We start from the raw sequence: 14,171 nt of genomic DNA, 5'->3' as shown, positions 1-14,171 counted from the left end.
ATTGTTCCTATTTTGTTGAGGAAAAAGCGGTAATGTATGAAATTTGAAACTAGCTGTAACTTATGTATAACAACAAGAAAGGTCATAATTTGGGGCATTATTATGTTTGTTTTTTATATGGTGTTTTACCAATATGGATAAATCTGACAATGTCATTAAGTTTCGGGCACAGGGCGCGCGAAACGCAATTGAGGCGATTGTTGTAGGTGCTATAGGCTTAGTCTTTATTATGTTATTTAATTTACTGAGGCCGGGTGAGATTAGCATACTTGAAATATTTTTAGTGAGCTTGTGCCTTGTGGCTATTTTTATTGGATTTTTAAAATCTCAAGAACCATACCATAGCCTTATATTAAGCGAATCTGAGCTCGTTTATTGCCACAAGTACGGAGCTTGGTGTATGCCTCATAGTAACTTTCATCACAGTGGAATACCCAAAGTAGAAGATGGCTTTGACTATTTAGAATTAAATGCGGTTGGCGTTAAGGTAAATGATATAGACGACTTTTTATCAAGCATAGCGCCTAGAATTGCAGGGAAATTATTAATAGAGCAGCGTAATTTATTTATGCAAGTTGTTCAAAAACATTGCAAAAATGGCAATTGCCCATCAGAATGGTTAATAGAAGATACACATTACACATCCCATAAAGGGATAAGCTATACTGGGCTTATAGCCATGTTTGCTAATAGAACTAAGCACCTTCAGCAGCTAACAGGTTACGATTTATTATTGCCTGCCAGCGTGTTAGATAGAGATATTTGGGCATTTAGTGCTAACTTAAATAAGTGGAAGCGCGAGCCTAGTCAGTTTATAGCGTCGCAGCTTAGTAATTAAGCTACGACTGTAGGAAAGAAAAATGAGTCAAGAGAGAGCCTTTTTAAAAAGTGGTCGAAACACCATAATACATAAAGATAAAAAGCATGATTTAGTGATTGTAAACTCTGAAATTCATCCTCGAATTAAAGTAACGCAACATGGTCTGGAGCCATTTAAAGAAGAATTACCTAAAAACCGCCGTGATGCAAAAGAGCGTTATTTAGAAATGGTTTATGTAAGTAGCGCTGATGTATTTGGCGAAGAAAAGCAGTTGCTGTTTATTCAAGCTCTAGACGGGCGTGAATACAAAATAGATTACAGTAAAATCGGTACGAAGTTGTTTGTACGTATTCATCAAGACACATATATGTAGTACTGTAATGGCATCTTTATTGCTAGTGATTACACTATAGTAATTATTTGACATAATAAGGTGCTGCGTATGAAAGCGTTTGCTTTAATCCCCCTCATTTCGTGTGGTTTACTGAGTGCGTGTGGAGGCGGTGGCGGTGATAGCGATAATACAGTTGTTGAAACGTCTGTTAATGCTGGAGCCGATTTACAAATTATCGAAAAATCTGAATTTACCATCACAGCACAAGGTTCCCCCGCTGATGGTACGTTTTCATGGCAACAAGTTAGTGGCCCAAGCATAGAAGGTTTCCCCCTTGAAGGCGCTGAGCAAACACTTACTGCACCTGACGTAAAAACTGATAGTGAAATAATATTAAGAGTGAGCTATCAAAGTACAAGTAGTAGCGCTGTTAGTGACGACATTTCTATTTCAGTGAGCTCTAATAACCAACTACCTCTTGCTGTTGTTACACAAACATCTCCTGAAACACTTCCCTCTGTATACAAAGATACAGTGACTTTGAGTGCCCTAGAGTCGAGCGATCCTGATGATAATGGCCAAATTGATAGTTATTTGTGGCAATTGCTATCGGGTCCTGATTTAGATATTGAGAGTTTTAATGAATCAACTCTTAGCTTTTCTCATCCATTACTTGAAAGCAACGTGAATTTATCTTGGCAGCTAACTGTCACTGATGATGAGGGTGGCGAGGCGAGCACTCAATATTCAATGACACTCAACAAAACAAATGAGTTAGTAGATGCAAATGCAGGCGCAGATCAAAATGTCGAAGAGTTTGAACAAGTAACGCTTGATGCAACAAATAGCGAAACAGTTACCGATACCTATAAGTGTAAATGGCAACAACTTACCGGTAATAGCGAAGCATTAAGCAATAGCGACCAATGTACAACGACATTTTTTGCCTCAGATGTTGATACTGAGTCTACATTGAGCTTTGAAGTCACGGTAACCGACTCAAAAGGACGCACCGATACAGACTCTTTATTTGTTGATGTATCACCCAAAGCACTTGGACTCATCAACGATAGTGGTGTTGGTGAGTGTTATAACAATACTCAACGTATTAATTGTGAGAGTGATGACTTTCCAGCGCAAGATGCAGAGCTTGGACGCGATAGCTATGCAAACCGCTTAGATAAAGTTGGCAAAGGTAATTTAGCGTTTGATTACACTAAACTTAATGAGTTTGCTGATGAAGTTGGTGATGATAGTAGTGACTTTACCTGTATACGCGATAATGTTACTGGGCTTGTATGGGAGGTGAAAAGTGTGGCATCTGGCACGGTACCAAATACTTCGTTACGTGATGGTCAAAATCATTACTTTTGGGATGTAGGGAATACGACTTTTACCGATACCAGTACAGCCAATTCAACGTGTCCGGACAATACAAGTTGTGGAGTACAAAGTTATATAAACGAAGTTAATGATTTAGATTTTTGTGGTGGTACAAACTGGCGATTACCTACTTATACAGAGCTTTTGGGCTTAATTGATTACGGTAAACAAGGGCAAAGTATATTAATTGATGAGGCATTTTTTCCTAATATGCCAAGTGAAAGTGCATTAAGCCATTTACGTTACTGGACCTCACAAACAGCAGCTGATGGTACCAGTTTATCTCAAGCGTATATCATTGATATGAGTGATGGTAACGACCTTGCTTATCCAAAAGAAAATACTGCTTATGTACGTTTAGTTAGAAGTCGTTAGGAGAAAATAATGAAATTTAAATTACTCTATGCACTAGCAACTATAAGTTTGAGCTTTAATATTGCAGCGGCGCAAACGTGCTACGACGGTGCAGATACCACAACACCGACAGATAGATTTACCATAAATGCAGATGGCACAGTGTCTGATAGTGAAACAGGCCTTATGTGGCAACGCTGTAGTTATGGGCAAACTTATAATACAGAGACACAACTTTGTGAAGGTTCAACACCTTCTCTTACTTGGCAAGAGGCACTACGCGGTGCTAAAAATGATACAACCGCAGATTACGATGATTGGCAAATGCCTAACATTAAAGAATTGGCGAGTATTTTAGAGCACAGTTGCACAGAGCCGAGTATTAATGAAGACGTATTTTTGGGCACTAAGCTTCAAAACTATTGGTCAAATACATCGGGTGTAAGCACAATGAGCTCAGCGTGGGTTTATCAATTTGATAGTGGGTTGAATAGCTTACATGCTAAAACCAGTAATGTGTATTTACGATTAGTGCGCTACGAAGAGTAAAATGCATACTAAGATTAGACAGACAAAAGTGCAGCCTTAAAACAGCTGCACTTTTTTGTTTTACATAAATTTACGTTATTTCAATAATAAAGCGCTTACAACGTTGTCACTCAGCGCATTTTTTTGCCATTATAGGCCGTGATTTAATTACGAAGGAACATCACGGTGTATTTAAGCTATTTTGGCCTGAACGAAAAACCTTTTTCGATTTCGCCCAACCCTCATTACTTATTTTTAAGTGAACGACATAAAGAAGCCTTAGCACACCTTACCTATGGATTAGGTGAAGACGGTGGTTTTGTATTATTAACAGGTGAAGTAGGTACAGGTAAAACTACAATTACCCGCAGTATGTTGGAGCAGCTTCCTGAAAACACTCAAGTAGCGATGATCCATAACCCAGCGCTTTCAGAGCTGGAGTTATTAGCCAGTATTTGTGATGAGCTCAATATTAGTTACGATGTTCATAATGCGACGCTTAAAAGTCTTACCGATATTATAAAAAAGCATTTAGAGACTAATAATAAATCGGGCGGGCACACTATACTTATTATTGACGAAGCACAATTACTTGCCCCTAACGTGCTTGAGCAATTACGTTTGCTGACAAATATAGAAACCGATCATAAAAAATTATTACAAATAGTATTGGTTGGTCAACCAGAGCTGCAAGAACTTTTGAAGCGCAACGAATTAAGGCAACTTGCCCAGAGGATAACGGCTCGTTACCATTTATTACCACTTACGCAAGGCCAAACAGTCGCTTACATAAAGCATCGGTTACATATTGCAGGGTGTGATAAAGGAATCTTTTCGATGGATGCCATGCAAGCTGTTCATCAATTAACTGGCGGTGTGCCACGATTAATGAACTTGGTCTGTGAGCGTGCTTTAGTTGGGACTTTTGCAAAGCAGCAGTTGATAGTTGATAGCGATATAATAAAAAAATCAGCCCATGAGTCATTACCCATGGATTTTGTCGCACCGGTTAACGAAGCTAACAAAGCAACGTCATTTGTACCCTATAGCCTTGCATTCGCTGCTTTATTTGCCGTAGGCATTGGGCTTTCATTTATTTTATAGTTAGGTAAGTTATGTCTTATTTATTAGATGCGCTAAAGCAGTCGCAGCAATCAGATATGAGTGCTGAACAGTACGACTTACAATCTGAGCAGTTAAAGCAACAGCAAGCACTTAAGCGTTATAGACGATTAGCATTAGTATTTGGTACAAGCTTAGCTGCTTTTATTGCGGTAGCGGGTGGCTTTACCGCCGGAAAGTGGTTTCAAAGTACGACTTTATTAAACGCAGCGGAACCCGCTGTAATTAAGGTGGTGGAAAGCGAAAAATCATCGCCTAACAAAGACGTTAAAGAGGAAGATGCTGAAGCTGAAAAACAGCAAGTAGCTAAGTTGGAGCCTGCTAAAGTAGCTCCAACAAATACTGCAACGATTGAAGGGCAACTTGTGCATGTGCAAACCCCCAATGGTGTACAGCAAATGTTATTAACCCCAAATGGTCAGTATATTCCTATGCCGTCGAGCCAGGTCACGAGCGCAGCAGGTTATAATCAGCAAAACATGCAACAAGTAATGCCTGTTCAAAATTATAATCAGCCAGCGTTTAACCCACAAAGTAATTACAATCCAAACAATCCAAATAATGCACAAAACACTGCGGTATTTGGGCAAAATCAAAATACCGCATCGGCTCAACTTGATATGAGTAAATATAAAGTATTGGGTAAGCCAATTAATGGCAGCACCCAATCTCAACAGACGAGTGACCCTGAGCTTGATGCTGTGCCTACAACTCTTAAAAATGCATTTGCGCAAGCTATACAAGATGTCGAAAAAAACCAAGATTATGAAGTTACTCAAGCGTCAAAAACGTCATCACGTGTTGAGCCTGTTGAGTTATTACCTGATGGTTTGCAATCAATGTTACCTAGTATTAAATATCAAGCGCATATATATTCATCGAGTGCTGATAAACGTTGGATCAAGCTAAATGGCCGAGAATTACACGAAGGAGAAAGCATAGGAGCTCTAACAGTCACAGAAATTACACCTGAGCAAAGTGTGCTAGATTTTGATGGTTATGAGTTTAGCTTAAAAGCTTTGCAAGACTGGCCGCAGTAAGCGCTTAGTTATCATGTTGAGAGCTCGGTAGAATATTGAGCTCTCAATAGTGCTTAGGATAATATTGAATTTTTATAAAAGCGTTCTAAATCAATGTTATATTCTTTAGGTTTAATCGCTGACTCAAGAGTGTCTACAGTTTTTTTATTAGATAAATCAATATCTTTTACTTCGGTGTAGCGGCTATGCTTAGCGCTGTAAAATGTTTTAACGACAGGTTTTAGTGGTGCCCCCGGATTACTCTCGGTGACCAAACCCACTCTTTGACTCGATAACCTTACAAGCGTTCCTACCGGATGGATGCCAATACATTGAATAAATTTATTAAGCAGCACAGGATCAAAGCTATCAGGGCACCCGTCTTTTAATATTTTGAACGCCTTTATTGGCTCCATGCCTGCTTTATAAACACGTTCTGCGGTAAGTGCATCATAAACATCTACAATTGACGCCATACGCACATACTGACTTATCTCGTCACCTTTTTTACCAAACGGGTAGCCTTTACCATCGAGTCTTTCGTGGTGCATACCTGCAATATCTACCGCGATCCCTGTTAACCCAGAGTCTTCTAATATCTCTTTACTGAAAAGCGAATGCATTTTCATTATTTTAAATTCGTCGTCTGTAAAGCGCCCAGGTTTGTTTAGCACTTCATCAGGGATTTTTATTTTACCAATGTCGTGTAATAGTGCGCCGGTTGTCAGCTCAACAATAGTGTCTTTCTCTATATTTAAGTGTTTTGCAAAAATACCCATTAATATTGATACATTAATTGAGTGCTCAAGTAGGTAGGCATCTTTTTGGCGCATTTGCGTAAGGCAGGCTAGGGCATCTTGATTTCTAAAAACAGAATCCATAAAGCCACTTGCCAGTTCTCTAAACGGTGCTATATCTATATCACGGCCAGCTTTTATATCTTTAAATGCTTTTATTTGCAGTGTTTTTGCTTCGTCATAAAGCTTTTTTGCTTTTCCCATTTCTTGCTCAGCGCTGTTTATTTTTTGCCAAGGATCACGCTTTATTTTTGTTGTAGGTGTAGCGATAGGATCTTTTTCAGGGACTGAATCAATGAGGGTTTTATCTGGGTCAATTTCTACTTCTAAAATACCTGCTTTTATCAGGTTATTAATACCAGCTTGAGTTTTAACCCAGCCTTGGTTTTTAATTTTAATACTGCCAGTTTGTTTGGTAACGCTTTGCACAAACATACCTGGGACTAACTTAGTAATAGGAATGGTTTTCAATTTTACGGCTTCAGTTGTTAATCTACTTTTAAACTAACAAACTTATACGTAACGACCAAATAAAAAAGGCACTTTACAGTGCCTTATTTTATTTTTTAGTAAAAAAGCATTAGCTTAATTATTCATCATCTTCAACAAGCGTCATTAGCGAGGTATTACCGCCTGATGCTGTTGTATCAATACTAATTGTTTTTTCAGTAATTAAGCGCTTGATTAATGTATCGTAATACTCAGAGCTAATTACCGGTAAAATTGCGCCTTTACGCTGTGCAAGCTGTTGGCTAAAGTAGCCTAAACGAGACGAGCGAGCAGCAACTACCGCACCAGCTAAATGAGGGTGAGCCAAGATAGCTTGTAACTGATTAGGTTTAGCTACTTGGAAAACACCTTCAGCAACACCTGTAGAGATAAATTTATCTTTAAAGGCAACAGCTTCATCGTAAAACAGCTCAGACGCTACAGTAATTACCGTATTACCTGCGGCAATAGCGGTAATGATAGACAATGCCCAGAAGTTAAATGATGTGCTCTTATCTGCATAACACACTACACAACCACGCGCTTCTAGATGAAGTGTATTAGACTCACCCGTTGGCCCTGGCAGGGTAGTAAATTTACGCATGTGCTTTTCAAGGCGGTTAAGCTGTGCACGAGCTTCTGATAATGTTAATGCTAAATCGTCTGCTAAATCGTCGATAATTTCTACCGTCGCGATTTTAGCAAGCAACTGACGCACAGCCGAAACACGGTCGTTTAGTGGTGTTGCACGCCAGATTTTTTCATCGCGCATTGAGTTAGCCATTAGCTTTTTAACTTGCTCATTTGCACCGCTGTAGTGGTGTAAATCAAGCTCATCTGGCGTCAGGTTTGTCATTTGCACGTTATCTGGTGATGCCTTTTCTTTTACTAAACGTTGAAGGTAGTTAGGGCCACCGGCTTTAGGGCCAGTACCTGATAAACCACGGCCACCAAATGGTTGCACACCAACAATAGCACCAATCATGTTTCGGTTAATGTAAACATTACCCGCACGTGACATTTTAGCAAGGTACTCACAGCGCTCTTCAATACGTGAATGTACACCCATTGTTAAGCCATAACCTGTGTTGTTAATTTGATCCATCACATCATCAAGTTCGCTCGATTTAAAGCGAACAATATGAACACATGGGCCAAATACTTCACGCTTAAGTACTGATAAGTCTTTGATTTCGTATAAACGAGGAGCAAAAAAGTATGCGCCATTTTGCGTGTTATCCGGAATTTTACACTCGTAATGAAGTATAGAATTACCTTTTAAGTACTCAACGTGCTCGTTTAAGTTTTTAAGTGCTTTTTCATCAATTACCGGACCAACATCAGTTGATAGTAACGATGGGTCGCCAATGTGTAGCTCAGCTAGCGCACCTTTAAGCATTTCGATAATGCCATCTGCTACGTCATCTTGAATGAATAACACACGAAGAGCAGAACAACGTTGGCCAGCACTTTGAAAACCAGAACTGATCACATCGTCAACTACTTGCTCAGGAAGCGCCGTTGAGTCAACAATCATACAGTTTTGGCCACCTGTTTCTGCAATTAACGGTACTTGAATATCGTTACGTGCAGCAAGTGTTTGAGAAATTAATGTGCCTGTTTCAGTAGAGCCTGTAAACATAACCGCTTGAATGCGCTCATCAGGAACAATTGTTTTGCCTACTTCTGAACCACGAGCAATAACCGGTTGAACAACATGCTCAGGTAAACCAACAGACAACATTAGTTCAATAGCACGAAGGGCGATTAAACTTGTTTGCTCAGCAGGCTTTGCAATTACAGTGTTACCTGTAACAATCGCAGCGGCAACTTGGCCTAAGAATATTGCAAGCGGGAAGTTCCACGGGCTAATACATAAAATAACGCCACGGGCTTCAAAACGCTCATCTTGCGATAGCTCCTCAGCGCGCGCCGCGTAGTAACGGCAAAAATCAACCGCTTCACGTACTTCATCAATACCATCTTGCGCTACTTTACCTGCTTCTTTAATACAGATAGCAACAAGTTCGTCGTGATGACGCTCTAAGATATCAGCAACTCGACGCAGTAAGTTAGCTCGCTCTCTTACTGGTGTTTGTGACCATGACTCAAGTGCAGCTTCAGCGTTAGCCAGTAATACTTTCATCTCTTCGCCAGTTTGCAATTTAACGTGGCCAATGATTTCTTTGTGATTTGCTGGGTTTTTAACAGCTAATGAGCCTTCAGGTACTTGGCTTTGCTCAATTAAGTGCTCGTTAAACCATGTTTCAAGATTCTCTTTAAAAGGGGTAATAACGTTAATGTCGGTTAAATCCATGCCTTTAGAGTTAGCACGTTCTTCACCGTATAAATCAATTGGCATTTTGATTTGCGTATTGTACTTGTTACGCAAGCCTTGCAATGTTTCTACAGGGTCTGGTAGTAGTGATTCAACAGGTTTTGTTGTATCAACAATTGCGTTTACAAATGATGAGTTAGCACCATTTTCTAACAAACGACGAACGAGGTACGCAAGGAGGTCTTCGTGTTGACCAACTGGGGCATACACGCGGCATTGAATTTTTTCTTCGTTAACGATTTGGTCGAATAATGACTCACCCATACCGTGCAAACGTTGAAATTCGAAACCTGTGTTGTCGCCTTTGGCTACTTCTAAAATAGTTGCGGCAGTGTAAGCGTTATGTGTAGCAAATTGCGGATAAAGCACATCGCGCGCTTCAAGCATTTTAATAGCACACGCTTTGTAAGAAACGTCTGTTGTTGCTTTACGGGTAAATACTGGGTAGTGATCTAAACCATCTTGCTGTGTGGTTTTGATTTCAGTATCCCAGTATGCGCCTTTAACTAGACGTACCATCATCTTGCGACCAACGCGGGTTGCAAGGTCAGTAAGCCATTCAATTACAAAAATAGCACGTTTTTGATACGCTTGAACTGCTAAGCCAAAACCTTGCCAATCACCAAGATCTTCATCACTGAATACCGCTTCAATTACATCTAATGAAATATCTAAACGGTCTGCTTCTTCTGCATCAACGGTAAAGCCGATATCGTATTTTTTAGCGGCAAGAGCAAGTTCTTTTAACTTAGGGACTATTTCTTCCATCACACGGTCTTTATGAGTGAACTCATAGCGCGGATGAATAGCAGAAAGCTTAACTGAAATACCAGGGCTCTTAATTGGACCACGACCATTAGCCGCTTTACCAATTGAGTGTATAGCATTCATGTAGCTGTCAAAGTAACGCTTCGCATCTTTCATTGTGCGCGCGCCTTCGCCTAGCATATCGTAAGAATACACATAACCTTTTTGCTCTGTTTCGGCAGCACGTTCAATTGCTTCGTCAATGGTACGACCCATTACGAATTGCTTGCCCATAATTTTCATAGCAAAGTTTACAGACTTACGAATAACTGGCTCACCTAAACGACCAATGGTCTTTTTAAGCATGCCGAACTGTTGTTCTTTAGTTTTGTCTGTGTAGTTAACCATTTTACCGGTAACTAATAATCCCCAAGAAGATGCGTTTACAAATAAAGAATCGCTGCTTCCTAAATGAGAGCTCCAATCACCTTTGGCTAATTTGTCACGAATAAGTACATCTTGAGTTGCTTTATCTGGTACGCGAAGCAGTGCTTCGGCCAAACACATTAATACAACGCCTTCTTCACTAGAGAGTGAAAATTCATTTAAAAGCGCATCAACACCGCCTTGCCCATCTTGCTCTTTACGAATGTTCAAAACAATCTGGCGGGCTCTTTCCCAGGCACGACTTCGTGCTTTTACGCCTACTTCTGCAAGCGGTAAAATATGATCAATAACTGCATTTTCATCTATGCGGTAAAAGTCACGGATTCTTTGTCTGATAGGACAAGTAGTAGTTAAATCGCCGTTGAATAACATAAGCAACCCTCAGGATGTTAAGAATTAAAGTAAAATTAATTACCAATAAATTACCAGTGATATTGTGAGTGCATTCTAATTAAAATTCAGCAGAATATGCTGGTTAAATTTCGCGATTTACGATAATTTACAGGGTATAAATTTAACTTATCCGCATAAAATTCTGTTATGACAATTCCAAATAGATTACGCATGCTAGATCGTATTGATTTAGCCATACTAGACGTTCTTCAAAAGAACGGCAGAATTTCTAATGTTAACCTCGCAAAACAGGTTAATTTGAGTGCCAGCCCGTGCCTAGATCGTGTTAAACGATTAGAGCAAGAAGGGTATATTGAAGGCTATTATGCCAAGCTTAGCGAAGCTAAACTTAATCAGAGCTTAGTAGCGCATGTTCAAGTATCGCTTGTTGCTTCAAATACAGCTGTATTTAAAGTATTTAGAGAGCACATATTAAGGATAGAACAAGTAGTCGAATGTGACATGGTTGCTGGTGGTTATGATTACTTATTAAAAATTCGCGTTTCTAATATGGAAGAATATAGACAAGTTCTTGGCGACTTAGTAGATATTCCCGGCGTGGGTACTCATCATACTTATATGGTGATCGAAAAGATTAAAAAAGACGAAGGATTGCTAATCGATATTTAAGCTTTTCTCAAGTAATAAAAAAACCGCAATTGCGGTTTTTTTATTTTAGTAGATAAATGCTATACCAAATAGTTAGTACATCATCTTATACATAATTTATTACGCCCTTCCGACTTCGCTCTGTATAAGGCCGTATCCGCCGCGCATATTAATGCCTCAGATGTTCTGTATTGATTATTGTATTCACACGCTAAACCCTGACTTACACTTATTTTTACATTCGCTGGTAAACCGAGATCTCTAAAATTAATGTTGAGTATTTTTTCTTGAATACGCTTAGCAATCATTTGTGCATTTGAAATGTGCGAACGAGGCAGCACAACAGCAAACTCCTCACCACCATAGCGTGCTACTAAACTGTCTTTAGATGGTAAGCACTCTTCAATTGTACGAGCGACTTTTTGAAGGCACTTATCACCTTTTACATGGCCAAAGTTATCGTTAAATAATTTAAAGTAATCAATATCAATAAGTATAAAGCTAAGAGGCTGCTTGTTAACTATGCACTCTTGCCAATTTTTAATGATGGTTTTTTCTAAAGTACAACGATTAGCAATACCAGTGAGGTGATCAAGTTTGGCTACGTTTTCCAGTACTTTATACTTTTTAATGTGCTTTGAAATATCATGCATTATACAAATAAAAAGTGGGGTACTTGCGACTACCGATTCGGGTAAACACGATACAGATAATTCTACGTCCAAAAAGTTACCATTTGCTTTAATTATTTTTACTTCTTTAGGGCCATGATTAAGCGGTGTTTGATAATTTTTTTTCCAGCTTTCAAACATGTAGTTGTAGTCTTCACGGTATTGTTCATGTAAAAAATACTGCCATTTTTTACCAATTACTTCTTCAAGCTGCATATTAAAAATTTTTGCTGCAACAGGATTTACCGACTCAAAAATCCCTTCAGCATTTACAATAAAAATAGCATCGGCCATCACATTAGTAACATTAATAATCGCGCTTATTTTTTCATTGTTAACGGTATTAGAAATGCTGCTCATTAATGCAGATACAGCGTTGTCGGTGTTATTTACTCTGCTATTTTCATTATTGTTAGACATGGTGTTGCTCATTTTTATTGTTAATGAAACTTTATGTCTAGCAGTTTATTCAATTTATCGTTTTTAAACCTTTCGGTAACCTTCTGTTTTAAGCTTATGATTTTATTTGTTTTTATTGAAGTGTGCCAGTGCTTACCTAAAAGGTAGTTAGTTTATAAATAAATTGCACAGGGCAAATTATACTTGTGCAATTTAAAATCAATAACTAGGTGTTATTAATTAATTTTCGTCTTTATTTATAATCTGAGGGTCGGCGCTTTTATAGGCTTTGCCATTACACTCAACATTAAATATTAAACACGCTGTACCTGAGTTTTCAGCGGTGTCTGTGATGGTGATTGCTTGGCGGTTATCGCTTAGCTTATGGCTGAAATCTTGAGCACAAGTACCTACTTTGTCAGTGATTGTGGCTCCTGTGAAAAAAAAGCCTTGTTGAACTGTTGATGAATCTAGGGTGTACGTACCGGCAGTTTCGGTTCTTACCATACCACCACCAGTAACGTCTTCGCCATTTTTTTTGTAGCTAAAAACAGCCTCTTTGTTATCGTTAAGTTCAATATGTACTTGAAAGTCGACTTTTTCTAAAGTAATTGTCATATTATTTCCTTTGTATATAGGGTTAAAGTTGAAAGTTTGTTATACCAAATTTTACTAGGCTTGCTTTTATTTCTGGTATCTCGTTTGCTCGATTTAAGCAGGTGTACGCCTGTACAAGCGGGTAGGTTATTTTAATGCTTTGATTTATTGTTGCTGTTTTAGCAATGGCTTGAAGCGCATTTAAGCACAATTGCTCTCGCTGTTCACTCGTTGCAGCTAATTTAGCTTTGAGTAGGTATATATTTGTGAAGGCTACGTTATCTCCAATTTTAATTTGTTTAGCGGTGTGCTTCTTATAGTCTTCGTCACTCTCAAGGCTAGTTAATAATTCTTGTGCTTTAGTCAATGAGTTTCTTTCTATAAAATATTGAATAAGGATAATTTGTATATTGATAGTGATATTACTCTTGAAATCTTGGATACCCAGAAAGCTAATGATATTTTTTATTCTAGAATCAGTCCTTTTGTCATCAGACAACATTACCAACTGCGCTAATGAACGATAATACATATGTTGAAATTCATTATTTTTTGGATCTTGCTTTATAGCCTCATTTATAATTTCATTTGCAAAGCGAGCTTTTAGATAGGCGATCTTTTTATCAGTTAAATAGCTCAGTAAATAACTTTGTTGCATAAGTATATTTGCTGACATATAAAAAAGGCTTGCATCATCACGGTAGTGTGCAGTCATTTTGTTGACTACTTTAACTGCATTTTCCAGCATATCTACTGCTGTATTAAAGTTACCTAATCTCTCTTCTGTTTTTGCCAGCCAACTGATGGTATCAGCTTTATCGCGTAATAAGTTTTTATTATTGGGTTTAAGCTCAAGGGCTTTATTTTTAAGAGCAAGCGACTCTGTAAAGCGTTGTTTCGCGGCAGTGTAGTTAAATTGCTTTAAATATAAAGATCCCAGCGAATTATGCGAATACGATAGCTCCATAATCGAGTTAAAATCATTCGGTGCTAATGAATACATGATTTCGCTATAAGTATGATATTTTTTTAAGAGCGGTTCAGCAGCGGCGTAATTACTTTTATCATAATGGAGCTGACCAAGCCAAAAGGCATTGGCACCTGCAAGCGTTAGTAGCTCTAAG

Annotated in this window: 11 protein-coding genes and 1 pseudogene; 7 read left to right on the top strand and 5 right to left on the bottom strand. The window is 38.6% G+C overall.

Features of this window, described 5'->3' with window-relative positions; genetic code table 11:
• Positions 1-133 precede the first annotated feature (133 nt).
• The 6 genes from L652_RS0108515 (at position 134) to L652_RS0108490 (ending at position 5,581) form a co-directional block, all read left to right on the top strand.
• Positions 134-838, top strand: coding sequence for a DUF2982 domain-containing protein (locus L652_RS0108515; protein ID WP_024596874.1), 705 nt, complete (start codon positions 134-136; stop codon positions 836-838).
• A gap of 22 nt (positions 839-860) precedes the next feature.
• On the top strand, positions 861-1,193 hold the full coding sequence (locus tag L652_RS0108510) for a hypothetical protein (protein WP_024596875.1): 333 nt from the start codon (positions 861-863) through the stop codon (positions 1,191-1,193).
• 69 nt (positions 1,194-1,262) lie between these two features.
• Positions 1,263-2,912 carry a DUF1566 domain-containing protein gene (locus tag L652_RS0108505; protein WP_024596876.1) on the top strand — a complete coding sequence of 550 codons (1,650 nt, stop codon included), beginning with the start codon at positions 1,263-1,265 and terminating at the stop codon, positions 2,910-2,912.
• 9 nt (positions 2,913-2,921) lie between these two features.
• Positions 2,922-3,440: a DUF1566 domain-containing protein gene (locus tag L652_RS0108500; RefSeq protein WP_024596877.1), complete on the top strand. Its 519-nt coding sequence runs from the start codon at positions 2,922-2,924 to the stop codon at positions 3,438-3,440.
• 165 nt (positions 3,441-3,605) lie between these two features.
• Entirely contained in the window at positions 3,606-4,523 is a 918-nt protein-coding gene (locus L652_RS0108495) for an AAA family ATPase (protein ID WP_024596878.1), read from the top strand.
• A gap of 11 nt (positions 4,524-4,534) precedes the next feature.
• Positions 4,535-5,581 carry a general secretion pathway protein GspB gene (locus L652_RS0108490; RefSeq protein ID WP_024596879.1) on the top strand — a complete coding sequence of 349 codons (1,047 nt, stop codon included), beginning with the start codon at positions 4,535-4,537 and terminating at the stop codon, positions 5,579-5,581.
• 53 nt (positions 5,582-5,634) lie between these two features.
• Here L652_RS0108490 and L652_RS0108485 read toward each other — a convergent pair whose 3' ends face one another.
• Positions 5,635-6,828, bottom strand: a complete 1,194-nt coding sequence (locus L652_RS0108485; protein WP_024596880.1) for an HD-GYP domain-containing protein — start codon at positions 6,826-6,828, stop codon at positions 5,635-5,637.
• A 118-nt stretch (positions 6,829-6,946) separates the two neighbouring features.
• Entirely contained in the window at positions 6,947-10,750 is a 3,804-nt protein-coding gene (gene putA, locus L652_RS0108480; protein ID WP_024596881.1) for a bifunctional proline dehydrogenase/L-glutamate gamma-semialdehyde dehydrogenase PutA, read from the bottom strand.
• A gap of 168 nt (positions 10,751-10,918) precedes the next feature.
• Between putA and L652_RS0108475 the strand changes: the two genes are divergently transcribed.
• The gene (locus L652_RS0108475; protein ID WP_024596882.1) at positions 10,919-11,401 is read left to right on the top strand and encodes a winged helix-turn-helix transcriptional regulator; all 483 of its coding nucleotides are present in this window, start codon (positions 10,919-10,921) and stop codon (positions 11,399-11,401) included.
• 80 nt (positions 11,402-11,481) lie between these two features.
• Here the strand turns inward: L652_RS0108475 and L652_RS0108470 are convergent, their stop codons facing one another.
• From L652_RS0108470 to L652_RS0108460, 3 genes and pseudogenes are all read right to left on the bottom strand, one after another.
• A complete protein-coding gene (locus L652_RS0108470) occupies positions 11,482-12,471 on the bottom strand; it encodes a sensor domain-containing diguanylate cyclase (RefSeq protein WP_024596883.1) in 990 nt (329 codons plus the stop codon).
• Positions 12,472-12,690: 219 nt separating this feature from the next.
• On the bottom strand, positions 12,691-13,068 hold the full coding sequence (locus tag L652_RS0108465; RefSeq protein WP_024596884.1) for a DP-EP family protein: 378 nt from the start codon (positions 13,066-13,068) through the stop codon (positions 12,691-12,693).
• A gap of 22 nt (positions 13,069-13,090) precedes the next feature.
• Positions 13,091-14,171, bottom strand: a pseudogene (locus L652_RS0108460) (transcriptional regulator); the annotation flags it as partial.

Origin of the sequence: Pseudoalteromonas sp. TB25 (assembly GCF_000497995.1) — a bacterium.
GTDB lineage: Bacteria > Pseudomonadota > Gammaproteobacteria > Enterobacterales > Alteromonadaceae > Pseudoalteromonas > Pseudoalteromonas distincta.
The sequence above is the reverse complement of the archived record's forward strand: the minus strand, read 5'-3'. Positions and strand labels throughout refer to the sequence as shown.

Bases quoted from the DNA above. Each gene is read 5' to 3' on its own strand.
- L652_RS0108515 (WP_024596874.1), top strand. From the start codon at position 134: ATGGATAAATCTGACAATGTCATTAAGTTTCGGGCACAGGGCGCGCGA.
- L652_RS0108490 (WP_024596879.1), top strand. From the start codon at position 4,535: ATGTCTTATTTATTAGATGCGCTAAAGCAGTCGCAGCAATCAGATATG.
- L652_RS0108505 (WP_024596876.1), top strand. From the start codon at position 1,263: ATGAAAGCGTTTGCTTTAATCCCCCTCATTTCGTGTGGTTTACTGAGT.
- L652_RS0108465 (WP_024596884.1), bottom strand. From the start codon at position 13,068: ATGACAATTACTTTAGAAAAAGTCGACTTTCAAGTACATATTGAACTT.
- L652_RS0108470 (WP_024596883.1), bottom strand. From the start codon at position 12,471: ATGTCTAACAATAATGAAAATAGCAGAGTAAATAACACCGACAACGCT.
- L652_RS0108500 (WP_024596877.1), top strand. From the start codon at position 2,922: ATGAAATTTAAATTACTCTATGCACTAGCAACTATAAGTTTGAGCTTT.
- putA (WP_024596881.1), bottom strand. From the start codon at position 10,750: ATGTTATTCAACGGCGATTTAACTACTACTTGTCCTATCAGACAAAGA.
- L652_RS0108510 (WP_024596875.1), top strand. From the start codon at position 861: ATGAGTCAAGAGAGAGCCTTTTTAAAAAGTGGTCGAAACACCATAATA.
- L652_RS0108475 (WP_024596882.1), top strand. From the start codon at position 10,919: ATGACAATTCCAAATAGATTACGCATGCTAGATCGTATTGATTTAGCC.